Annotated in this window: 18 protein-coding genes; 13 read left to right on the top strand and 5 right to left on the bottom strand. The window is 40.9% G+C overall.

Annotated elements, in window-relative coordinates:
• Positions 1-3 precede the first annotated feature (3 nt).
• Positions 4-1,506 (top strand): RagB/SusD family nutrient uptake outer membrane protein, encoded by a 1,503-nt coding sequence (locus AC1XUO_RS02705; protein WP_483328216.1) that lies wholly within the window; start codon positions 4-6, stop codon positions 1,504-1,506.
• Between the two features lie 75 nt (positions 1,507-1,581).
• Here the strand turns inward: AC1XUO_RS02705 and xylA are convergent, their stop codons facing one another.
• The 3 genes from xylA to AC1XUO_RS02690 all read right to left on the bottom strand — a co-directional run bounded on the left by xylA (position 1,582) and on the right by AC1XUO_RS02690 (position 5,874).
• Complete coding sequence (gene xylA, locus AC1XUO_RS02700) at positions 1,582-2,910, bottom strand: xylose isomerase (protein ID WP_483328215.1); 1,329 nt, start codon at positions 2,908-2,910, stop codon at positions 1,582-1,584.
• 241 nt (positions 2,911-3,151) lie between these two features.
• The gene (locus AC1XUO_RS02695; RefSeq protein ID WP_483328214.1) at positions 3,152-5,269 is read right to left on the bottom strand and encodes a peptidylprolyl isomerase; all 2,118 of its coding nucleotides are present in this window, start codon (positions 5,267-5,269) and stop codon (positions 3,152-3,154) included.
• A 122-nt stretch (positions 5,270-5,391) separates the two neighbouring features.
• Positions 5,392-5,874: a hypothetical protein gene (locus AC1XUO_RS02690; protein WP_483328213.1), complete on the bottom strand. Its 483-nt coding sequence runs from the start codon at positions 5,872-5,874 to the stop codon at positions 5,392-5,394.
• A 168-nt stretch (positions 5,875-6,042) separates the two neighbouring features.
• On the opposite strand from AC1XUO_RS02690, the gene AC1XUO_RS02685 reads away from it, so the two are divergent.
• The 4 genes from AC1XUO_RS02685 to AC1XUO_RS02670 all read left to right on the top strand — a co-directional run bounded on the left by AC1XUO_RS02685 (position 6,043) and on the right by AC1XUO_RS02670 (position 7,644).
• Positions 6,043-6,345, top strand: a complete 303-nt coding sequence (locus AC1XUO_RS02685) for an SCP2 sterol-binding domain-containing protein (RefSeq protein WP_235148724.1) — start codon at positions 6,043-6,045, stop codon at positions 6,343-6,345.
• 103 nt (positions 6,346-6,448) lie between these two features.
• Entirely contained in the window at positions 6,449-6,994 is a 546-nt protein-coding gene (locus tag AC1XUO_RS02680; protein ID WP_483328212.1) for a hypothetical protein, read from the top strand.
• Positions 6,995-6,996: 2 nt separating this feature from the next.
• Positions 6,997-7,230 (top strand): hypothetical protein, encoded by a 234-nt coding sequence (locus tag AC1XUO_RS02675; RefSeq protein WP_483328211.1) that lies wholly within the window; start codon positions 6,997-6,999, stop codon positions 7,228-7,230.
• Positions 7,231-7,644, top strand: a complete 414-nt coding sequence (locus AC1XUO_RS02670; RefSeq protein ID WP_483328210.1) for a protein-export chaperone SecB — start codon at positions 7,231-7,233, stop codon at positions 7,642-7,644.
• A 13-nt stretch (positions 7,645-7,657) separates the two neighbouring features.
• Here AC1XUO_RS02670 and AC1XUO_RS02665 read toward each other — a convergent pair whose 3' ends face one another.
• Positions 7,658-8,377 carry a pyridoxine 5'-phosphate synthase gene (locus tag AC1XUO_RS02665; protein ID WP_483328209.1) on the bottom strand — a complete coding sequence of 240 codons (720 nt, stop codon included), beginning with the start codon at positions 8,375-8,377 and terminating at the stop codon, positions 7,658-7,660.
• A 245-nt stretch (positions 8,378-8,622) separates the two neighbouring features.
• Between AC1XUO_RS02665 and AC1XUO_RS02660 the strand changes: the two genes are divergently transcribed.
• From AC1XUO_RS02660 to nadB, 6 genes are all read left to right on the top strand, one after another.
• Positions 8,623-9,072 carry a GatB/YqeY domain-containing protein gene (locus AC1XUO_RS02660; RefSeq protein ID WP_483328208.1) on the top strand — a complete coding sequence of 150 codons (450 nt, stop codon included), beginning with the start codon at positions 8,623-8,625 and terminating at the stop codon, positions 9,070-9,072.
• Positions 9,069-9,692, top strand: coding sequence for a CvpA family protein (locus AC1XUO_RS02655; protein WP_483328207.1), 624 nt, complete (start codon positions 9,069-9,071; stop codon positions 9,690-9,692). Before AC1XUO_RS02660 ends, AC1XUO_RS02655 begins: the two co-directional genes overlap by 4 nt.
• Before the next feature lie 176 nt (positions 9,693-9,868).
• Positions 9,869-10,921, top strand: a complete 1,053-nt coding sequence (rlmN, locus tag AC1XUO_RS02650; protein WP_483328206.1) for a dual-specificity RNA methyltransferase RlmN — start codon at positions 9,869-9,871, stop codon at positions 10,919-10,921.
• A gap of 251 nt (positions 10,922-11,172) precedes the next feature.
• Positions 11,173-12,594: an inorganic phosphate transporter gene (locus tag AC1XUO_RS02645; protein ID WP_483328205.1), complete on the top strand. Its 1,422-nt coding sequence runs from the start codon at positions 11,173-11,175 to the stop codon at positions 12,592-12,594.
• A 309-nt stretch (positions 12,595-12,903) separates the two neighbouring features.
• A complete protein-coding gene (gene nadA, locus AC1XUO_RS02640; RefSeq protein WP_483328204.1) occupies positions 12,904-13,899 on the top strand; it encodes a quinolinate synthase NadA in 996 nt (331 codons plus the stop codon).
• A gap of 105 nt (positions 13,900-14,004) precedes the next feature.
• Complete coding sequence (gene nadB, locus AC1XUO_RS02635) at positions 14,005-15,585, top strand: L-aspartate oxidase (protein ID WP_483328203.1); 1,581 nt, start codon at positions 14,005-14,007, stop codon at positions 15,583-15,585.
• Between the two features lie 183 nt (positions 15,586-15,768).
• On the opposite strand, the gene AC1XUO_RS02630 is transcribed toward nadB, so the two are convergent.
• Complete coding sequence (locus tag AC1XUO_RS02630; RefSeq protein WP_483328202.1) at positions 15,769-17,130, bottom strand: vanadium-dependent haloperoxidase; 1,362 nt, start codon at positions 17,128-17,130, stop codon at positions 15,769-15,771.
• 697 nt (positions 17,131-17,827) lie between these two features.
• Between AC1XUO_RS02630 and AC1XUO_RS02625 the strand changes: the two genes are divergently transcribed.
• A complete protein-coding gene (locus AC1XUO_RS02625; RefSeq protein WP_483328201.1) occupies positions 17,828-21,052 on the top strand; it encodes a SusC/RagA family TonB-linked outer membrane protein in 3,225 nt (1,074 codons plus the stop codon).
• An 11-nt stretch (positions 21,053-21,063) separates the two neighbouring features.
• The gene (locus tag AC1XUO_RS02620; RefSeq protein WP_483328200.1) at positions 21,064-22,944 is read left to right on the top strand and encodes a RagB/SusD family nutrient uptake outer membrane protein; all 1,881 of its coding nucleotides are present in this window, start codon (positions 21,064-21,066) and stop codon (positions 22,942-22,944) included.
• Positions 22,945-23,018 lie beyond the last annotated feature (74 nt).

The raw sequence follows: 23,018 nt of genomic DNA, 5'->3' as shown, positions 1-23,018 counted from the left end.
ACGATGATCAGAATTACAAAAAAATATAAACTGTTGGCCATGATGGCCGGCACATTATGGTTGACAGGCTGCTCAGATTTCTTGAATGAGTCAGATCCCAGCAGTTTTACGGTAGAGAATTATTTTACTAAACCCGAACACGCCAGAAGCTCGGTTAATGCGATTTATGCGAGTATGCGTGATCCGTTAGGCAGTGGATTCGGGGGAGGAGCCTGGATGATGACTGAATTTGGGACCGGCTTGGCAGCAACAGATTTGGGGCAGGCTGTGAATAGCTATTTTATAAAAGACCTGAGAAATACTTCGGATAACGGTTATGGAGTGGCTTACTGGCAGGCGTATTATCGCGGGATCGGTAACGCTAACCTTTCGATATCGAAAATTCCTACAATTTCGATGGATGCTACTGAGGCTAAAAAATTGATGGCCGAAGCGTATTTTCTCCGTGCTTTTTACTATTTCAACCTGGTGCAGATGTTTGGTAATATTCCATTAGTTACCGAACCAACCTCGCTTCAATCGGAGCAATTGAGACCAGCCGCCGCGCCAGTGGAAGATGTTTATAACCTGATCGTTGAAGATCTTAAATTGGCAGAAGCAGCAGGACTTCCCTGGGCGGACGCGACAGGAAAGGTTAGTACCGGTGCCGTAAAGTCATTGCTTGCAAAGGTATACCTGACGATGGCAGGTTTTCCCTTACAAAAAGGGGCTGAATATTATACCTTGGCAGCTCAGAAAGCAGGGGAGGTGATTGATTCTAAACAATTCCGGTTGTTTACAACTTACGACGATCTGCATAATCCTGCCAAGAAAAATGTTGATGAGAATATTTTTATGATCCAGTTCAGGACACAAATTATTCCTTCCGGCTGGCAGGTATCTATTATTCCTTATAACAAAAATATCTCTCAGTATTCAGATGAAACGGGTGGTATTTATGCAACCGCTGACTTTGTAAAATCATACGATCCGGCTGATCTTCGTGCAAAAGAAAAACAGTTTTTCTTTACAAAGTTTACAAACGAGAAAGACAGAAATCAGGTTGTAGATTTGGGGGGATATTTTATCTACAAACATTTTGATAACGTCGCGCAAACGAGCACTGCAAACAGCGATTTGAACTGGCCGGTGATTCGTTATGCTGATGTGTTATTGATGTACGCAGAAGCATCCAACGAGGTAAGCGGACCAACTGCAAAAGCTTACGAGGCGGCGAATGCGACCCGGACGAGAGCGCAATTGCCTAACCTTACCGGATTGTCAAAAGATCAGTTTCGTGAGGCAGTATGGAAGGAAAGATGGTATGAGCTGTGTTTTGAAAATATCACCTGGTTTGATATGGTTCGGCTTCGCAAGGCTTTTAATGTTACCACAAAACAATTTGAAGATTATGTGGGACACAAATTCACTTATGGTCCGGTCGTTACAGCAAGAGAACTATTGTTCCCGTTACCAACAAGTGAAGTTAGAAATAACACAAATTTGAAACAGAATACAGGGTACTAAAAATACTTAATAACCAAAAAAGCCATTGATTTCGGTCAATGGCTTTTTTGGTTATTAGCTTATCAAAAAACAAATCTAGATAAAACGGTTAATCAGATTTTCAAGATATTCCTGTCTTCCTGAAATCGTAGCTGGTTCCCCTTTTGTCGCTGCCAGTTCGAAAAGATCTGCCAGACCTAATTTGCCATTTTCATATTCAGCGCCTTTTCCTGAATCAAAAGTTGCATAACGATCTGTACGGATTTTGTCATACTCACCGTTCTGGATGATATTGTCAGCAATAACCAAAGCTCTTGCAACAACATCAATACCACCGATATGAGCATGGAAAACATCAATAGCATCGGTCGAGTTACGACGACGTTTGGCATCAAAGTTGATACCACCGCCCTGCAGTCCGCCAGCCTTCAAAATGACTAACAATGCTTTTGTCCACTCAGCGATATCATTAGGGAACTGATCTGTATCCCAACCATTCTGGTAGTCTCCACGGTTTGCATCGATTGAACCCAGAATTCCTGCGTCTGCTGCAACCTGCAACTCGTGTTCGAAGGTATGTCCTGCCAACGTCGCGTGGTTCACTTCAAGGTTCAGCGAGAAATCGGCAAGAAGATCATGCTGACGAAGGAAGCCAATTACTGTTGCAGCATCGTAATCATACTGATGTTTTGTAGGCTCGCAAGGTTTTGGTTCAATAAAGAATTTGCCTTTGAAACCATTTGCACGTGCATAAGCAACAGACATTTTAAGCATCTGAGCGAAATGCTCCTGCTCGCGTTTCATATCTGTGTTAAGCAGCGTCATATAACCTTCACGACCTCCCCAGAACACGTAATTTTCTCCGCCCAAAGCGATCGTTGCATCTAATGCAATTTTGATCTGTGCCCCTGCGTGAGAAACTACGTCAAAATCAGGGTTGGTTGAGGCGCCATTCATATAACGATGGTGACTGAACAAGTTAGCTGTTCCCCATAGCAATTTAACACCTGAATCTTTTTGCTTCTGCGCAAGATATTGCGTCATCATCTGAAGACGTTTTTCATTGCTGCGAACGTCGTCAGAATAATCCACAACGTCAACATCATGGAAACAGTAATAAGGCAATCCGAGTTTTGTGATCAATTCAAATGCAGCATCTGCTTTGTCTTTTGCACGGTCAACAGCGTCTGCTTTTTTATCCCAGGGAAAAAATAATGTCTGTCCTCCGAAAGGATCTCCACCATTTCCACAGAACGTGTGCCAGTAGGCAACAGCAAAACGAAGGTGTTCTTTCATGCTTTTGCCAGCAATGATACGATTTTCATCATACCAGCGGTATGCTAACGGGTTTGTCGATTCAGGTCCTTCGTAAGCGATTTTCCCGATTCCTTTAAAATACTCCTCTTCTCCAAGTAGTATGCTCATTGCGGTTTGTGTTAATGGTTTTAAATGATAAGGTCTAGGTAAATGGTGTTTACAGATCACAAATTACAAAGCTGCTGTTCTCTGAATCATACTTTTTACTGACTCTTTTTTATTAAGTGTACTATTGACAATTTTTACTGCAATACTATTACTTTTTTTTGAAAAAATTGAAAGCATAATGAAAAAAGGGTTGCGAAATATTTTCGCAACCCTTTTCATGTGTCCTGAATGGCTTTTTCTCTTAGAAGAATTTAGCGCGACGATCAACTATTTTAGCATTTTCACGAATTGCTTCGTTCACTAAGTAAGAAGAGCGGCTTTCCAAGGATTGTGTAAGCTGTGTTTTGTTCTGTGTGAAATCTGCAATTTTAGGAGCATCCGTTTTGTTGATCAGCTCCATGATGAACACACCGTTTTCGCCGGTGAATACACCTGTTTTCTGACCAGCTTTCAAGCCGAATACTTTACCCAGTGCGATTGGATCAAAACCTGCGCTGGTTAAGAAACCAGTTGCAAGAGAAATATCATTTGCAGTTTCTATCAAAGCACCAGCCCCATATTTCTTTGCAATCGTTTCAAGATCGCCGGTCGCTCCTTTAAGTTTCGCTGTGATCTGCTCAGCTTTCAATTCATTGCGAACCTTTGTTGTAAGCTCGTCACGGAAATCATCCACCTTTACATTTTCCTGATCTGACTTTCCCGTAAGGACAGCAACGATATATTGTTCTTCTGTTTCAAAAACCTGAGAAACATTATTGATCTTTGTATCTTCTTTAAATGCCCAACGAACAATTTCGCGGCCATTTTGAATTGCGTTGATATTGGTAGCGCTCTCAGGAACACGGTTCGCAGTGGCTACCACAAGTCCTTTATTCTTTTTAACGGCTTCGTTAAACTGTTCTTTTGTTTTTACCGAATTAGCAAATTCGTCGGCTTTGCGGTATGCTTCGTCACGTGTAGCCTGGCTTGGAGCAATTGTTTTTCCAATCGCAGCGATACGGTACAAGGTATTATTTTTAGTTGCTGTTACCTTGATAATATGGAAACCAAACTGGCTTTCGATTAATCTTGGGATCAGACCAGGAGCACTTGCAGAGAAAACTGCTTCTTCAAACGGTTTAACCATTGCACCGTTGTTCTGGAAATATCCCAAATCTCCGCCACGTTGCGCTGAACCCGGGTCTGCACTTGACGTGGCAGCCAAAGCTTCGAAATTTGCACCAGCACGGATCTGAGCAAGGATTCCTTCTGCACGAACACGAGCGGCGACCTTAGCTGAATCTGACTGATTTTCTGCTCTGATAAGAATGTGACTTGCTTTTGCAGAAGAAACCGTATCCGTACGAGTTCCATCATATTTGTAGATGAAATAGGTATTTCCTTCGCGGTATGGACCGTAAACGCCACCCGGTACGAAAGATTTTACTGCTTCTTTCAACTGATCAGACATATTTGCTAATGACATATTCATAGGCAACGGAATGTCTGAATTCATTTTTGCGTAAGAAGAATCGTTTTGTGCCGTAGCAAGTCCACGAGCCAATTCTTTAATTTCGTTATAAAGTGCTGTACTATCGTCTTTTGCTGGCTGAACCGGGAAGCTGACATATTCGATTGAGCGTGTATCCGTTCCTTTATATTCTGAGCGGTGAGCACTTAAATAAGTTTCAAGCTGAGAATCTGTTACTTTAATTGTAGTATCTACGATCGAGAAGTAAGGAACATATAAATAACGTGTCGTTGCTTTTGTGTTTTGGGCAACATATTCTTTTTCCGCTTGCGCCTTAGGAATGTAGGTAGACAGCTTCAAAAGGTTTTCGTATTTGCTGCGAATGCGCTCTTCACGAAGACTCGTTTCAAAACTAGTCCATGATTTCTGCTGCTCAACAGGTAAGGTCTTTAAGTTTTTCAGGTAATTAACAACAGCAGATTTGTCAAAACGGCCTGATGTCGGATCAGAGAATGCTTGCAGAATTGAAGGGCTGATATGGTTTCCTTGCACCATATCCACTAATTCTTCGTCCGTTACGGCAAGTCCGAGTTCGTCAAATTGTTTTTTGTAAGCAATGTCAACAATAAATTGATTCCATGCCTGGTCGCGTAACGAAGCTAGTTCATTTTCATTCAAACTGCGGCCCGACTGCGCCTCATAATTCTGACGAAATCCATCGACCCTGGTCTGAAAGTCTTTGATATTAATTTCTTTACCAGCAATCTCACCAACTGTTTGGTTGTTATTTCCTCCTAAGAAAGAGTTTGGGCCCAAAAGGTCACCACCCACCATAAATAAGATCAAACTAATTGCGATTACTGTGACAGCAATTCCGGATTTCTCTCTGATTTTGTTAATTAAAGCCATTTCTATTTTTGAATTAGACCCGCAAAATAAAATCTTTTCTGCGTGGAATGCAAGGGGGATTTATAATTGATAATTGATATTTGCAAACGAATCACCGAAATTTTTGTTGGATTAACACTATTTTATTCTAAATACTTCAAATTGAAGGCATAAATTATGCACATGATGGAGCTGAAAAATATTCCTGCTAATCCGGTTACTACACCTAACCAGCCACCGATAACAAGCAGCGATCCGAAAAAAGCAACGGTGATCCCACCCAGATAAAGGTAAAATCCCAGTTTTTTCAAATTCCACATTAAATAGGCAGCGTATAAAGTAAGTGATTCAAAAATAAGCATGATGATGGCACTTTTTTTGATCATATCCGGCGTGGTTCGCTGAATTACGGACTCTAGTAAACGATCAACGGTTTTGGTATCTGCTTTTGAGGGTTGCTCTTCAAGTTTTTCCCGGGCACTTTGGAATAATTCGCGGGTTTTATCTGCCACCACACCCGGATTCCAGAGTCGTTCAGATTGTGTCCATAAGCCGGAGATAGAACTTAAAAAAGTAAGTATGCAAAGCACAGTAAGCACTGTTGGGCGTGGAGTTGGAGCATTCATTAGGCAGTAATAAAAAGGATGTAATGACAGTTGTCAATATCGGGATGTAAAATTTGTCGATTTCGATGAAAACACCAAAAGCATTTGAATATTCTTATAACTGAACATACTTTTACAATTATAATTTCAAAAATTTAATTTTTACATCTAACGGGAGCCTGGTAAATTATGAGCCTACAAATTCTGACTGAACGCGTTACCAGCATGCTGGGCACGGATAGCGGCCTTGACGCAACAGTTAAATTCAAAACAGACGAAGGAAATGTATTTATAAATAGCAAAGTTGTGCCGAATACTGTGTCTAACGAAGACCTGGATGCAGACTGCACATTTGAAATTTCCACAAAAAACGCTTTGAAATTACTGGATGGCGATCTTAATGCCATGATGGCCTATATGATGGGTAAGCTCAAAATCGACGGAGATATGGGTGTTGCGATGAAAATCGCTGAAACCTTCGGCGGTAAGTAATTGATAGATTCAGGGAAGTTTTGAACGCACTTCTCTGAATCTATTAGTTGGATTAGATAGCAATACCTTGTCTATTTCTTTCAGGTTTTAACTTGTTAAACAATTGGAGAGAATAAGAATTGATGAAATCGACTATCTTGTCGGTTACCACACACAGGAATATAGAAGTAAAGAACCATTTTTAAAGGAACCAGCACTTTGTGAAACAAAAAACGCATGGTTGGGTGTTGGTTATTATTTTTGGTCTGAGCTGGAATTTGCTGATTATTGGGGAAAAGATTCTAAAAGAAGAACTGGGTATTATGACATTTATACTGCTAATTTAGATGTAAGCAAATGTATAAATACAGTTTTTGATGAAGATGGCTATTTTTTTTGGAAAAACAGGATAGAAGAAACTTTGGAATACTTTCGTAGCTTAAATATTGATATTTCCATAGAAGAAATCAATCGTTTTTTGGCTGAAAAAATATGGACAACTTATGATATAGCTGGAATTATTTATGACGATAAGCCTAAAAATCCAAAAAAATCAGATAGGAAATATTCTGAGATACCTCATTTTTATTTCAAAAAGAGAATTCAGATCGTCATATTTGATAAGAGAAATGTTCGTACCTTTCATTTACTAAGAAGTAAACAAGTTTAGGTATGGTGGATTATAAGAAAATAAGTTTGACATTTCCCCAAAGGCTGGCGGAATTCAGCAAGGAAGAATTATTAAATTGGTTAGTAGCTGATCGTAAACGGAATGAGTTTTCCCATCAATTTATAGAAGGGGAAAAGCTGATTTTTAAGTATAAGCCTAGAAATGTTGTAAAATTAGAAAACTCTAAAGCGGGTTTCAGTAATGATAATTCGCAGAACCTTATAGTTGCAGCATAAATGGTAAATTCTGAAATAAGACTTGACAATGTACAAGTGTTAGATTTAAATCTGACAGCTGGTAATTCTACGTCAAAAGGTACTGCCTCATCTGAGTTTGAAACATCAATAGAATTCAGTCTTAATTTTGACTATGATAGCCCTTGGTTTGGAGTAATTTTTGAGTTAGAAATATTAAATGAGGCAAAAACATTTTGTTTAAAAACAAAAGTTCTTGCCCTTTTTGAAACCAGCGAAGTTGTTGACAAAGAATTTCAACAATCATCTTTTGTGAAGGTTAATGCTCCCGCAATTGCCTTTCCTTATGTACGTGCATTTATATCCAACTTTATGCTAAATGCCGGATATGAACCAATAATCTTGCCATCATATAACTTTTTCAAATTGGCGGAGGAAATGTCAGAAAAGGAATAATGGCTTATTATGTTCACAGTTCCAGCTCCCGCAAATACATCTGGATCGTATTTTCTAAACCCAGGTATAACGCGTCGGAAATTAATGCATGGCCGATGGAAACCTCATCCATCCATGGAATACATTGTTTCAGAAAGTGCAGATTGTCCAGACTTAGGTCATGTCCTGCATTTAAACCCAAACCAACTTCTTTTGCTTTTTCAGCTGCCAGAACAAAAGGTATAACGGCCTTTTGCCTGTTCTCAAAATAATGCGCTGCGTAGGGTTCTGTATATAATTCAACGCGGTCAGCACCGCAGAACTTTGCGCCTTCAACCATATTCGGATCAGGATCGACAAATACTGAAACACGGATATTTTCTTTCTTAAATTCCTGAATCAGTTCGGTTAAAAGATTTCTGTTTCTGATTGTATCCCAGCCAGCGTTGGAAGTTATCGCGCCAAGCGCATCCGGAACGAGCGTTACCTGGTCAGGTTTTGTGGCAAGTACCAGATCGATAAATTTTCGCTCCGAGGGATTACCTTCAATATTGAATTCAGTTGTTACAACTTCTTTCAAGTCGTAAACATCCTGATAACGAATATGTCGTTCATCGGGGCGGGGGTGCACGGTAATGCCTTGTGCGCCAAAACGCTCACAATCCAGAGCCACTTTCAGAACATTTGGATTGTCGCCCCCGCGAGAATTCCGAAGTGTAGCTATTTTGTTAATGTTGACGCTGAGACGAGTCATGGTGAAGTTTTTAATGATAGATTGATAGAATTTTGATTGATAGAATTTTGAATGCGTGAATGTGATGCAAAACCCTTAGTTATTCATTCTATCATTCACTCATTCAAAATTCTATCATTGAATCGTGTAACTTTGTGCCTTTAATGACAAATTTAACATTTGCTCATTCTAAATTTCATCATTCATTAATTATATTCTAAAATCGCACCGGCGACCCGGTCACTCATTCAAAATTCACTAAACATATGTCACTAAAAACTCAGGTTGAATCAGGTATTAAAGATGCCATGAGAGCAAAAGATCAGGATACTTTGCGCGCTTTACGTGCAATAAAATCATTGATTTTGTTGGAAGAAACCAAAGGCGGCGCATCAGGAGAATTAACAGCTGACGACGAATTGAAATTACTTACAAAAGCTGCAAAACAACGCAGAGAATCAGCAGATATTTACAAAACACAAAATCGCCCGGACCTTCTGGAAAAGGAAGAAGCTGAGCTTGCGATCATTGAGCAGTTTTTGCCGAAACAATTAACGGAAGAAGAAGTTACTGCAAAACTTAAAGAAATCATTTCTCGCGTTGGCGCAACGGGTCCTTCCGATATGGGCAAGGTAATGGGTGCAGCAACGAAGGAACTTGCCGGCCAGGCTGACGGTCGTGTTGTTTCGGCATTAGTAAAGAGTTTGCTCGCATGAAGTTATTGGATATTCTTATCCTGATTCCATTACTCTGGGGAGCATTACACGGTTACCGCAAAGGTTTGCTTATCGAAATTATCGGCATAGCTGGCCTTGTGGTAGCCATGATCCTCGGTTTTAAATTTCTTGGCCTGGGAATGGAAGTTCTCACGCCTTATTTCAGTGACGGTACCGCAAGAAAAATCCTTCCGTATATAGGTTTCTCAGCGGTATTTTTCCCTACTGTATTTTTACTTAATCAATTCGGTTACCGAATCCGGAGGTCGTTGCGTTACTCAATTCTGGGAACCTTTGATAGTTTCGCCGGCGCAATGGTTGGTATTTTTACCTGGGTTTTCGGAATCAGTGTATTTTTCTGGCTCGTCAATACCATCGGTGTGAAAATTCCTGAACACCGTACAAATGATACCTGGCTGTATCCGCTTGTTATTCCCGTCGCTCCCAATGTGATTACAAAAGCATTAACATTGATGCCGGAAGGCAGTGAACTGATCAAGGACTGGAAATCAGAATATTTGGATGATGATGAAAAGGATAAAGAAAGTGAAGATGAATATTCTGAGGATGAGGGCGAAACAAATAACAAAAAAGAAGATTTTAAACGCAATGACGAATGATTTTTCGTGAAACGGTGTTTATTTTCGATTACTAAATCTTTCTTTAATTAGATAAAATAATCGTATGCGGTGCATCATCTGCTGCCAGATCATTTATTTAAAGATTGATATTCAGTACCTTTGCAATAAATACGGTTGCCGTTAAAAAAAGCGGTGATCAATTAGTTATAAAAATAATGGTTGAAGTACAAGAAAAGCAGGATATAAGGAAGTTAAGTGTTGATCAGTTGAAAAGTTGGATGGCAGAGCGTGGAGAAAAGGCGTTCCGTGCAAAACAGATCTACGAGTGGATATGGAAAAAATCGGCATCATCTTTCGCCGAAATGACAAACCTGTCCCTCACAACCAGGCAACTTATTGACGAACATTTTGTGATCAATGCGATGACTGTTGCCAAACAGCAGCAAAGTAATGATGGTACTGTAAAATCTGCTTTTAAATTATTCGACGGCCATTTGGTGGAAGGTGTGTTAATACCTGCCGCTGACCGTATGACAGCATGCGTGAGCAGCCAGGTGGGTTGTTCGCTTACCTGCAAATTTTGCGCGACCGGATATATGGAGCGTAAGAGAAATCTTGATGCAGCTGAAATTTATGATCAGGTTGTAGCCATTGCACGGCAGGCGGAAGCGAGTTTCAAGGCACCGCTTACTAATATTGTGTATATGGGTATGGGTGAGCCGTTGTTAAACTATACGGCCGTTCTGAAATCAATTGAACACATTACCTCGCCGGAAGGACTTAACATGTCGCCAAGGCGCATTACAGTTTCGACAGCAGGGATTGCCAAAATGATTAAAAAATTGGGCGACGATGAAGTTCGTTTCCGCCTTGCGCTTTCTTTGCATGCTGCAAATGATGAAAAACGTAACCGTATTATGCCGATTAACGAATCTAATTCGCTTGATAATCTGGCAGAGGCGCTCAATTATTTTTATAAGAAAACAGGTAACCGGATTACTTTCGAATATATTGTTTTCAATAACTTCAACGATACTTTGCAGGACGCAAAAGAACTTTGGGAGTTTACAAAACGTGTTCCTGCGCGGGTCAATATTATCGAATATAACCCGATCGCCGAAGCAGATTTTACAAATACCGGTGCCGATCGCCTGGATCAATTTGCTGCTTTCCTTGAAGAAAAGGGTGTTTCTGTTCATGTGAGAAGAAGCCGTGGGAAAGACATTGACGCAGCATGCGGGCAGCTTGCCAACAAAGAAGGAAATTAAACATTACACTATTTCTTGTTAAAATCTGATTTCGCCAGCCGATGCTTTTTTCTATTAAAACATTGGTTGAGCAGAAGCACTTTATTAATGCAAATATGAATTTACTTAACAATTTCTTAACATTGCACTTGTAAAGAATCAGTAGTTTTGCCTCGAAATCATGTTCTTACCTAACGGAATGTTTGCAGAAACATATCAATTCTGCAACGACCATTAAAGTGAGTTTTACAAAGTAAACTTATACGCTACCTATGTTTGGTCTTGAAACCGACATTTTTCTCCTTCTCGCTTTTAGTCTTTTAGCGGCTTGTGCATTTGAATTTGTAAACGGTTTTCATGATACGGCCAATGCCGTCGCTACCGTAATTTATACGAATTCCCTGAAACCTAATATCGCAGTAATGTGGTCAGGTTTCTGTAATTTCTTAGGTGTTTTTTTTGGTGGAATCGCAGTTGCTATGGGTATAGTAAACCTGCTGCCAGTCGAATTGCTGATTGATCAGAATGTCTATCACAGCGTCGCTATGGTCTTTTCTTTGCTGTTTAGTGCTATCATCTGGAATCTGGGAACCTGGTGGTTTGGCCTTCCTAGTTCCAGTTCACATACTTTGATAGGCTCCATTCTAGGTGTTGGTCTTGCGTTTACGTTTATGCCTGAAAATACGCATGGTGCTGGCGTAAACTGGTCAAAAGCACAAGAACTTTTTACGTCTCTTTTGACTTCTCCGATATTCGGTTTTGCACTTGCGATCATCATTATGTTCATCCTTCGCCGGGCGCTTTCGAAACCCCTTCGTGATGTGGTGTTCAGTGAACCGCAAAAAAATACACCGCCGCCGATCTGGATTCGCGCCATTTTGGTAACCACTTGTACCCTGGTAAGTTTCTTTCACGGATCGAATGACGGTCAAAAAGGAGTAGGCCTTGTGATGTTGATCCTGATTGGCATTGTTCCTGCACATTTTGCTTTGGATAACAGTATCAATCCAGTTGAAATGAAAACTGAGCTTGCCAGAATTGACGAAACCATCGGACGTATTGATACCGTTGGATTATCTGCGTCGGATCGTGAACATTGGCATACAATAAAATCAGAAATTGCTTTGCTGACCATTCAGTTAAACAAGCCTTTGGTTGATAATAAATTGCCGAAAGAAGTGCGGATGAATGCGAGGAAATCTTTGCTTCTGATCAGCCGTAATACCAAAACGATTCTTGAAAACGGAGACGCAAATCTTAATTCTGCTGATACCGCGTTTTTGAAAGGACAGGCAGGAGGCGAAAAAGGGATCAGAAGATTTACGGATTACGCACCTGACTGGGTTATCTTAATGATATCACTGTCCCTTGGTTTGGGAACAATGGTAGGCTGGAAAAGAATTGTAGTTACCATTGGAGAAAAAATCGGTAAGCAACATTTGACTTATGCGCAGGGAGCATCTGCTGAATTGGTTGCTGCAAGTACCATTGGTGTTTCATCCTATCTGGGGCTTCCGGTGAGTACAACACACGTGCTTTCATCCGGTATCGCCGGTTCGATGGTGGCAAGTAAAGGCGTTAAAAATTTACAAGCGGGAACGATCCGGAACATTGTAATCGCCTGGATATTAACATTGCCTGTGACGATGTTTTTGTCAGGTACCTTGTACGCATTCTTCCGCTGGATTCTTTGATGGCTGTTGGCTATTAGGTCATAACGATTAGTTTGGTTGGTTATGATATAAATTTTCCATCCTAAAATATATTGAAACCGTCTTGTGTTAATTCACGAGACGGTTTCTTCATTTATTGGAAATCAGCGTTAACCAGTAAGTAAGTACACCGGGAGAAGTTTTTTATTTTGCAATAAACCAGATCAAAGAAAAACATGTTTCTATTTTGAACACAAATCCGGTCAGCTCCATTCTTTGGTTTTGAAAAGTATATTCTCGTAATTCGGACTGGATTTTTATCAATCAACAAAAAGCCAATTATTCACCATAATGACAACCATTGAAGAGCAAGTAGCGCGTTACGGTTTTGTGACTGAAACGATCGCAGAAGATATTGATTTGATTGCTGAAATTAACCGATTGAAAAAGGAGAAAAATGCAGTCATTCTTGCACACTATTACGTAGATGCAGAAATTCAGGATTTGGCAGATTATATCGGAGACAGTTTAGGGTTATCGCAACAGGCAGCTGCAACGGAGGCGGATATGATCATTTTCTGCGGCGTGCACTTCATGGGTGAAACCGCTAAGATTTTAAGTCCGAATAAAAAAGTAGTTATCCCGGACCTTAACGCTGGTTGTTCGCTGGCTGACTCGGCACCTGCCGATAAGTTCGCTGAATTTAAAGCTCAATATCCTGACCATATCGTAATCAGTTATATAAACTGTTCCGCTGAAATCAAGGCGTTAACGGATATTGTTTGTACTTCGTCCAATGCTTTACAAATCGTAAACAGTCTGCCAAAAGACCAGAAAATTATTTTTGCGCCTGATGCAAACCTTGGCAGATATGTATCTCAGAAAACAGGCAGGGATATGGTTTTGTGGGATGGCGCATGTATCGTTCACATTGATATTTCCCGTGAAAAACTGGCTGAGCTTCGCAAAGAAAATCCGGACGCTTTATTGATTGCCCATCCTGAATGTAAAGAAGATATTTTGCTGCAATCAGATTTTGTGAGCTCCACAACAGGACTTTTGAAATTTGTTCAGGAATCTGAGCATGATAAATTTATTGTGGCAACGGAAGCTGGAATTTTACATAAAATGAAACAGGCCGTTCCGCATAAAAAACTGATCCCAGCGCCTGGTTCCGATAACAATACCTGCGCTTGTTCAGAGTGTCCGTATATGAAAATGAACACGCTGGAAAAAGTTTATAACGCGTTGTACTACGAACAACCGGAAATTTTCGTTCCTGAAGATATTCGTCTGAAAGCGTTCGAGTCCGTCAACCGAATGCTTGAACTAAGTAAAGGAATTTGATTTCCTGCTTATAGAAGGTATAAGATTTTCAGACGAAGTATATGCGTCGTCAGAAAGTCTTATACCTTTTCATTTAAATTAGTGAGTTACGTTTATTAATAGCTTATGCCTCAGTTTGATTTCCTGATCGTCGGTTCCGGTATTGCCGGACTCAGTTATGCTGCAAAACTGGCACGACATTTTGAAAATGCCAGCGAACCTGTTTCCATTGCAGTAATCACGAAAGTGCAGGCCGACGAAACCAACACGAAATATGCCCAGGGTGGGATAGCCGTCGTTTGGGACAAATCAGATTCATTTGAAAAACATATCCATGATACAATGGATGCCGGAGACGGTATCAATAAACCGGATATTGTTGAAATTGTTGTCAAAGAAGCGCCGGAGCGTATCCAGGAGTTGATTGACTACGGAACCCGTTTTGACAAAGAACCTGAAGGGAACTATGATCTTGCCAAAGAAGGAGGCCATTCGGATAACCGGATTTTACATTTCAAAGATATTACCGGCGCCGAAATCGAGCGTGCGCTGCTTGAAGAAGTAAAAAGGCACAAGAGTATCGAGATTTTTACGCATTATTATGCTGTTGAATTAATCACCCAGCATCATTTGGGTGAAACGGTTTACCGTTATCGGGAAGACATCAAATGTTTTGGGGCCTATGTTTTAAACCGGGTTTCAGGAAAGGTTGAGAAATTCCTTGCTAAGACAACCATGCTGGCAACGGGTGGAATTGGTAATATTTATCAAAGCACCACCAATCCAACGATCGCGACCGGTGACGGCATTGCGATGGCTTACCGTGCCAAGGGGATTTGTGATAACATGGAATTTATCCAGTTTCATCCGACAAGTTTTTACCTTCCCGGAATAAAACCTTCGTTCCTTATTTCTGAGGCAGTGCGCGGGTTCGGAGGGATTTTAAAACGTGCGGACGGAAGCACGTTCATGGAACTTTATGACGACCGCCTTTCACTTGCGCCGCGTGATATTGTTGCCCGCGCTATTGACTCAGAAATGAAGAAGAACGGGGTGGATCACGTGTACCTGGATGTGCGCCATTGTGACTATGAAAAATTCCTCGAACATTTTCCGAATATAACGCAGTATTGTCTGGATGCAGGTGTTGATGTAAGAACCCAAATGATTCCTGTGGTCCCGGCTCAGCATTACATGTGTGGTGGCATTCGTGTGAGTGAGTGGGGTAGAACAAATATTAATTTTCTCTACGCAGTTGGTGAATGTGCCTGTACAGGTTTACACGGCGCCAATCGTCTGGCTTCAAATTCTTTGTTAGAGGCAGTCGTTTTTGGGCATAGAGCCTATGAAAGTACGCTGGAAAGTTTTGATAAGGCTGTCATCCCGGACAATATTCCCGAGTGGGATGATTTAGGCACGACACATCCGGAAGAAAACGTTTTGGTGACGGAAATGACCCGCGAGTTAAACAGTATTATGTCAAATTACGTTGGTATCGTTCGTACCGACCGCCGTATGAAACGCGCTTATGATCGTTTGGAATTGCTGCATGATGAGCATGAAGAACTATACCGACAGTCGAAGGTATCGGTTGCCATCTGTGAACTTCGGAACATGATTTCTGTTTCTTATCTGATCATCAAAATGGCGATGGCAAGACGGGAGAATATTGGATTACATTTTAACGCGGATCATGTGAAGGGTTGATTTTAGCGGAGTTTCCATAAAACAAGCGAAAACTTTTATCGACTAATACTGGTAAACAATGTTGTAACCCTATTTTTCTATCGATTAAATAGTAACCCAAGGTTTCAACCTTGGGTTTTTTCATGCCGTAATGTATCCGGCTTTAGCCATTGCATTCCACTCAAAGTATTAGTCCTAAATCGTTTATTTAACGGCTGCCACAACAGCTTTCCCTGATTTCCTCGTAATCACCTTATTCAAAACATTTTCCCCGATTTTCTCTCCCAGATGCGTTCCTTCCTCCACGCCATCACGGTAATGGATTCCACCATAAACGCGGCTGATCGATGCGTCCCAATAAGCCTCTTTAAACGACTTAAAAGATTTCACGCCATGCCCGTATTTTTTTTCTGTGGTGTCAGTAAACGCAACATTATCTCCAATCAGTTTTGTTAGCACTGTTCCGCAGGCTGCTGAAATTGTGCTGTGCCCACTGACATATTCCGGAAAAGCCGGCGTTTCAAGAAACGGACGCCAGTTGGGATCCCAGTTATTGTTGATCACCGTTTCAGGGCGAATCCGTACAGTTCGGTATTTCTCGTCCCAGCAAGATACAAACCCGTCGTACAAGGCTATCGCACCCAACGTATATACCTCGTTAACTTCCATCAGGTTTAACTTTTTTTCGGAAGCAACATTTTTTATGATCGCGAGCCAGTGGCCTGCTGGTGTCATTTTTTTGTTAGCAAACATAGCATGTCCGACAACATTGGTTACAAATGCGTTATCGTCCCAAAAGTACGCCGTAGCTTTCTGTTCCTCAGTAAGATTTTTGCCCATCTCATAAACTTCCATCGTCAGTTTCATAAAAGGACTATTCTTGTTTAAATCATATTTTGCCGGAGGCGGGCATCTGAACTGCGTCACAGAATCCAGAGAGAAAGTCCTGACCGTATTCCACATCGGTTCGCAAGCGTCTGCATAGGCAGGAGGTGTAGGGACCCACGTGCCTGGCTCATTCGTAACCGTATACCGGAATCCACGAATTTCTTTATAATGATCCTTCGAAGCATGTGCCAGAACATGTTTGGCGACGGTGTCACCAAAGGCTATCGAACGTTCATAAACGTCGTCCGGGATACCCATCTCTTCATACTTTTTAAAAAGATCTTTCTCATACTTATCCCATAGATCGCCGGAAAAAGTAAGTGTTCGGCCCACCACCGTAAAAGCTTTAATGCTGGCAAGCGGAAAACAATATTCCATACCTGTAGCTGGTTTTGGTGGCGGAGTGAACTTGTTGATTTGACCCGCAAGTGACTGGTAATCCTTATACCCCGGTACTAAGGCCTCATAAGCGGCAAGGAATGAATAACTGTAAATTCTCGCCGCAACAGGTGGTTTGAATATATCATGGATAATCACATCCGTCAATTGCGTTGTCGTTTCATGGAAGATTTTTGGATCAGAAGCTTTTGCATTGTATTCTTCCGGGGACGATGTTTTCTGACAGGAAAAGAATGAAGCAATAAAGATAATTGGCAAACTAAATTTTAAAAATTTCATTTTTATAATAGGGAAAGCAGAGTATATGTGAGCGACGTCCGGCGTTTAAATGGCCGATTATCTTTTGCACGGTATAGCTAAAAAATCGTCAACAGTCTTTAAAATGATTAGGGGATAAAGATAATAAATGATTGGAATTATATCATGTTAATTAATGCAGTTTTTAAGTGAGGACTCATTCTCTGCCAGCCCTGACCCTTCGCCTATTCTGTACAACCTTATTTTATTCTAAGTTTTATTTGATCCGTTTAGTCAAAAAGCATAACATTTTTGCAAAAATACAGTTACTTTTTTTGTTATTTTTTAAGAATGCATATTGATATATGAAGAACGCTTTTTTTTGTGAACTATTTAATATCTTTTTGTACATCCTAATGAGTAAAAGCAGTCGATTGGTACTTATTTTATATGATCGTGCAGTTTGTTTATTTAATTGTGTTTGACGAACACTACCGGTCTCAAGACAGTTACAGTAATTTTGAATTTATTTGTTTATATAACCATATTTCCTAACCTAAAACGTGATGAAAAACTTGAAACATAAGTTTAAATATCTACACCTATAATCTCACAGACCCATTAGGCTAATTTTGGGTAAGGAACCTTTCGGTATGCCTCCGTTACGTGTCTAATCACGGAAGTTTGGTTATAACTTTTTACCAATTTTTTTATCTATCTATTTTCTAATAATTAATCTATGAGAATTTCTACTCGATGGACATGTCGTGAAATAGCGCGATGTGTGTTTTCTCTCTTTCTGATTCTCGTTACAGTAGTTGGTGCTTTTGCCCAAAATTCTGTGAAGGGTAAGGTGAAGGATGAACAAGGCCAGGGTTTACCTGGCGTAAGCGTGGTTGTAAAAGGTACAACCGCTGGTACCGTTACGGACAACGATGGTTCGTATACGGTAAATACACCATCCAATGCGACTTTGGTATTTTCGTTTATCGGCTATCTTACACAAGAAATGGCGGTAGGAAACAAGTCGAATATCGACATCACTTTGATGAATGATACCAAGGCTTTGGAAGAAGTTGTGGTTGTAGGTTACGGTACAGCTAAAAAAGCAACCTTAACAGGTTCTGTTGTTGCTGTTAAGGGTACCGAACTTGAAAAAGCACCATCTGCTAACCTTTCCAATACTTTGGGCGGCCGCCTTCCAGGTGTTTCGACTGTTCAGGCTAGTGGTGAACCTGGTTATGACGGTTCTGCTATTCGTATTCGCGGTACTAACTCTTTGGGTAACAGTAATGCTTTAATCGTTGTGGATGGCGTGCCTAACCGTAGTGGTGGTTTGGACCGTTTGAATCCTGCGGATATCGAAAGTATTTCCGTTTTGAAAGATGCAGCTGCTGCGATATATGGATCTCGTGCAGGTAATGGTGTAATTTTGATCACTACAAAACGTGGAAAATCTGGAAAACCGCAGCTGTCTTATGACATGAATGTTGGTATGGGTCAGCCAGCTATCTTGCCAAAAATGGCTAATTCTGCTGAGTATGCAACAATCCGTAATGAACTGCAAATTTATGATAACCTTCCTTCTGGACAATGGACTGGCGCTTTGCAAGGCTTCAATACATCTGGAAACTATACAAGAACTGATACAAAGGATGTACTAACTGCAACCTTTCAGCCTGATGATATCCAGAAATTCCGTGATGGAAGCGACCCATTACTCCACCCGAACACAGATTGGTATGGAGAAGTGATTCGCAAATGGTCCCCTCAACAACGCCATAATGTTCAGTTGATGGGAGGTAGTGAAAATATTAACTATCTGGCATCGCTTGGTTATATCAACCAAGACGGGAACTATGTAAATTCCGCAACAGGTTACAAGCAATATGACATGCGTGTAAATCTTGATACTAAAATTAACAAGTATCTGAAAGCCAAAATTGGAGTTGCATTGCGCGAAGAGTTTCGTCATTTTCCTAATGGTGGTGGTGCAGGTGATATATTCCGTATGTTGATGCGTGGAAAACCAACTGAAATTGCTGTTTGGCCTGACGGAAGACCTGGTCCTGACATTGAGAATGGACAAAATCCTGCTCTTATTACTACAAACCAAACAGGTTATAACAATGACAAGCGAGACTACGTGCAGACGAATGGTACCCTTGAATTTGACGTTCCTGGTGTACCTGGTTTAAAAGTGGTTGGTATGGCAGCGATAGATAAGATGATGCGTCGTCAGAAATCATTTCAAAAGCCTTGGACTCTTTATTATTGGGATAAAAAAACATTTGAACCAGATGGGAGTCCATTTTTGACCGGAGCGGTACGTTCAACCTTCAGTGACCCTCGTTTGACGGAAAGCTCATCGCAGGAACTGTCTGTTCAATTAACAGGACAGGTTTCTTATGAAAAAACAATTGGAGCGCATAACTTTAATGTCATGGGAGGTATCCAGCGTGAAAAAGTTGATGCAGATGGATTCTTCGCTTTCCGCAGATACTTTATCTCACCAGTTGTTGATCAGCTTTTTGCAGGTGGTACACCTGAGCAAAATATCGGCAACTTTGACCTTTATACACGGGCACGGTTAAGTTATTTTGGACGGGCGGGTTACAACTATAAAGAGAAATATCTTGCTGAGTTTTTATGGCGTGTAGATGGCTCTTATATATTTCCTAAGGAAGGACGTTTTGGATTTTTTCCTGGGGTGTCGGCAGGATGGCGTATATCTGAGGAAGGTTTCTGGAAAGATAAAATCACATTCTTGAACAATGTAAAACTTCGTGGTTCATGGGGGCAAATGGGTGCTGAGCCTTACTTCCTTGGAACTGAAACATTGGCGGAATATCAGTACCTTTCAACAATGGGCTTTGGCCAATATGTTATCAGCGATCAGGTTGTGAAAACTTTATCCGAAACACGTGTTGCCAATGGAGAATTTACCTGGGAAGTTGCTAACAACTCGAATTTTGGTATAGAAGGAACACTTTTGAATGATAAACTGGCTTTCGAATTTGATTATTTTGTTAATAATCGTTCAAAGATTTTGATTCCAAAAGCGGGTTCTACGCCTTCAAGTGCAGGTATTGATGGCAAATTGCCTCCTCAAAACCTAGGTAAACTGCAAAACAAAGGATGGGAATTCAAACTGAGCTACGATGGTAGTATCAATGACTTTACTTATTCTGTCAGTGTGAATGGAGGGTATGCTAAGAACCAAATTAAGTATTGGGATGAAACACCAGGAGCTCCTGATTACCAGAGAACTACTGGTATGCCTTATCAGTCTTTCCTTGTTTATCAATTTGATGGCTCGTTTAAAGATCAGGCGGAAATTGATGCAAAAACCCTTGACTACAGTGCAATTGCCACTAATCTAAGACCAGGTGACATGAAATTTAAAGACGTTGGCGGACCTGATGGAGTTCCAGATGGTAAAATTACCGCTGATGATAGATTGAGAACAGAAAAAGTTCAGCGTCCATGGTTTACTGGTGGTACTTCGATTAACTTAGGCTACAAGGCGTTTGACCTATCTATTTTATTGCAAGGTGCCGCAGGTGGTCTTCAGTTGGTTGGTTTGACAGAATCTGGTGATATTGGTAACTATCTTAAATATGACGTAGATCATCGTTGGACAATCGACAATCCGGATACAAGATATCCTCGTTTAACGAACAGAAACAACAGGTATTACACGAACACTGGACAGGCGGGTTTTAATAACTATTTCCTTAAAAGCAACGATTACATACGTGTTAAAAATATTGAGTTGGGTTATAATCTTCCTTCCGAAGTGGGTTCAAAACTTGGGTTAAGTAAATTCAGACTTTATGTTAATGCATTGAACCTCATGACGTTCTCCAAAATTAAAATTTGGGATCCGGAATCGACAAGTACTAGTGGACAATACTATCCACAATCTAGAATTATCAATGCAGGTTTACGTGTAGCTTTCTAATGAAAATTAATATGAAATTCAATTATAAAAATTTAGTTGTCATTGCGTTACTAGCTGCCGGCGGAGTGTCATCGTGTAAGACAGACTTTCTGGACGTAACGCCACCAAATGAGATTGCAAGTGATCAGGTTTGGGCGGACGGAGCACTTTCTGAGGCATTTGTTACTGGGATTTACTCAGGCCTTCAGCAAGGCGGATTTAGTGAACAAATGTTAGCTTCTCTTACCGATGAAGCCGTATTCACCCACACAGGACGTAATATTAATACGATTAATGAGGGGAGTTTAAGTCCTTCTAACCTTGGATGGGTAGACGATACCTACGGCTGGGGACCTATGTATACACGTATTCGTGCTACTAATCTTGCGATTGAGAAGTTGGCGACTGCAACGTTTACCAATGCAACGCTTAAAGAACGTCTACAAGGTGAAGCATACTTTTTGAGAGCTTATTACTACCAGCAACTGGTACGTTACTATGGTTCAGTACCATTGATCAAAAAGACTTACGCGCTAAACGAAGACTATTCTGTGCCTCGTAATACGTATGAGGAATGCGTTAAATCAATTGTTACTGATCTGGACAGCGCAGCCTTGCTTTTGGATGGACAGGCGGCTATAACTGGTCGGGCATCACTGACAGCTGCACTTGCTTTAAAATCACGTGTATTGACTTATGCTGCAAGCGATCTGCATGATGTACCAACTGCAAAAGCTAAATCTTCATTGCTTGCAAGTTATCCAAATCCGGAATTTACCGGATATGTTTCTGGTGATCGTACCGCACGGTGGACAGCTGCATTAAATGCTTCGAAAGCCGCAATGGATGCAAGTACTGGTGGCTATAAATTGAATCTTACTGAGCCGGTAACTGCTGCGGAAGGCAAAGCCAATTACATTGCAATGGCAATGGGCGGAGCCAGCGGAGATAAAGGCATAGATCCAACAGCATCGACTGAGCTTATTTTCGGTCGTTATTTTACTCCGAGTTTAGCAGAAGGTGCACGTCAGACCGGTTTGAACAATGGTCCGAACGGATACCACAACTGGGCTGGTAATACGCCGATTGGTAATCTTGTTGATGATTATGAGATGATGGACGGCACTAAATTTTCATGGACTAATCCGGTACATAAAGCTGCGCCTTATACAAATCGCGATCCACGTTTTTATGCTACTGTATTGTACGATGGAGCAGATTGGAAACCTCGTCCTTCTGATGTTAATGATCCTGCAAACCAGATTCAAACAGGTGCTTATGATCTTTTAGATGATAAGAATGCTTTGGTTAATCGTAAGGGACTTGACACCAGAAGCAGTACCGTAGAAGACTGGAATGGTAGTCGTTCAGGATATTATATGCGTAAGTTCATTGATCCGAACCCTGCATTGTATGATAATTCGGATCGTCAGAACATTCCATGGCCTTTTATCCGTGTAACAGAGGTCGTTTTCAACTACGTGGAAGCCAACCTTGAATTAGGAAAAGAAGCTGAAGCACTTCTGTGGCTAAATAGAATCCGTTTCCGGGCTGGTATGCCTGCTTTAAAAGTAACGGGTGCTGCTTTGAAAGAGGCTTATCGTATGGAACGACGAATCGAAATGGTTTACGAAGAGCAACGATACCATGATGCACGTCGATGGATGATTGCCCCAACAACACTGGGCGAAACTATGACGTATATAAATGTTGTAGGTACCTTCAAACCTGGTCAATCGATGAAGGAGCCATATCGTTACAATCCTACGGTTTACAATTATACTTATACCCCGGTTGAAGAGAAATCTCATGAGAACCGTACCTGGGTAGATAAAATGTACTTCCGTCCATTTAGCCGTGACGAGATCAACAGAAATGACAAACTTGATCAGAACCCTGGTTATGATAAATAGTTAAGCATTGTTTATATTTATTACCTGAAACTATGTCTGCTTCACGCAGGCATAGTTTCTTTTTTCTATAACAA

This window comes from Dyadobacter sp. HNCC25DJ186 (assembly GCF_056895235.1).
Note: the sequence above shows the minus strand (reverse complement) of the source record. Positions and strands in the feature narration are given on the sequence as shown.

Bases quoted from the DNA above. Each gene is read 5' to 3' on its own strand.
- AC1XUO_RS02675 (WP_483328211.1), top strand. From the start codon at position 6,997: ATGGTGGATTATAAGAAAATAAGTTTGACATTTCCCCAAAGGCTGGCG.
- AC1XUO_RS02690 (WP_483328213.1), bottom strand. From the start codon at position 5,874: ATGAATGCTCCAACTCCACGCCCAACAGTGCTTACTGTGCTTTGCATA.
- nadB (WP_483328203.1), top strand. From the start codon at position 14,005: ATGCCTCAGTTTGATTTCCTGATCGTCGGTTCCGGTATTGCCGGACTC.
- AC1XUO_RS02685 (WP_235148724.1), top strand. From the start codon at position 6,043: ATGAGCCTACAAATTCTGACTGAACGCGTTACCAGCATGCTGGGCACG.
- AC1XUO_RS02695 (WP_483328214.1), bottom strand. From the start codon at position 5,269: ATGGCTTTAATTAACAAAATCAGAGAGAAATCCGGAATTGCTGTCACA.
- AC1XUO_RS02630 (WP_483328202.1), bottom strand. From the start codon at position 17,130: ATGAAATTTTTAAAATTTAGTTTGCCAATTATCTTTATTGCTTCATTC.
- xylA (WP_483328215.1), bottom strand. From the start codon at position 2,910: ATGAGCATACTACTTGGAGAAGAGGAGTATTTTAAAGGAATCGGGAAA.
- AC1XUO_RS02625 (WP_483328201.1), top strand. From the start codon at position 17,828: ATGAGAATTTCTACTCGATGGACATGTCGTGAAATAGCGCGATGTGTG.
- AC1XUO_RS02660 (WP_483328208.1), top strand. From the start codon at position 8,623: ATGTCACTAAAAACTCAGGTTGAATCAGGTATTAAAGATGCCATGAGA.
- AC1XUO_RS02620 (WP_483328200.1), top strand. From the start codon at position 21,064: ATGAAATTCAATTATAAAAATTTAGTTGTCATTGCGTTACTAGCTGCC.
- nadA (WP_483328204.1), top strand. From the start codon at position 12,904: ATGACAACCATTGAAGAGCAAGTAGCGCGTTACGGTTTTGTGACTGAA.
- AC1XUO_RS02655 (WP_483328207.1), top strand. From the start codon at position 9,069: ATGAAGTTATTGGATATTCTTATCCTGATTCCATTACTCTGGGGAGCA.
- AC1XUO_RS02645 (WP_483328205.1), top strand. From the start codon at position 11,173: ATGTTTGGTCTTGAAACCGACATTTTTCTCCTTCTCGCTTTTAGTCTT.
- AC1XUO_RS02705 (WP_483328216.1), top strand. From the start codon at position 4: ATGATCAGAATTACAAAAAAATATAAACTGTTGGCCATGATGGCCGGC.
- rlmN (WP_483328206.1), top strand. From the start codon at position 9,869: ATGGTTGAAGTACAAGAAAAGCAGGATATAAGGAAGTTAAGTGTTGAT.
- AC1XUO_RS02665 (WP_483328209.1), bottom strand. From the start codon at position 8,377: ATGACTCGTCTCAGCGTCAACATTAACAAAATAGCTACACTTCGGAAT.
- AC1XUO_RS02670 (WP_483328210.1), top strand. From the start codon at position 7,231: ATGGTAAATTCTGAAATAAGACTTGACAATGTACAAGTGTTAGATTTA.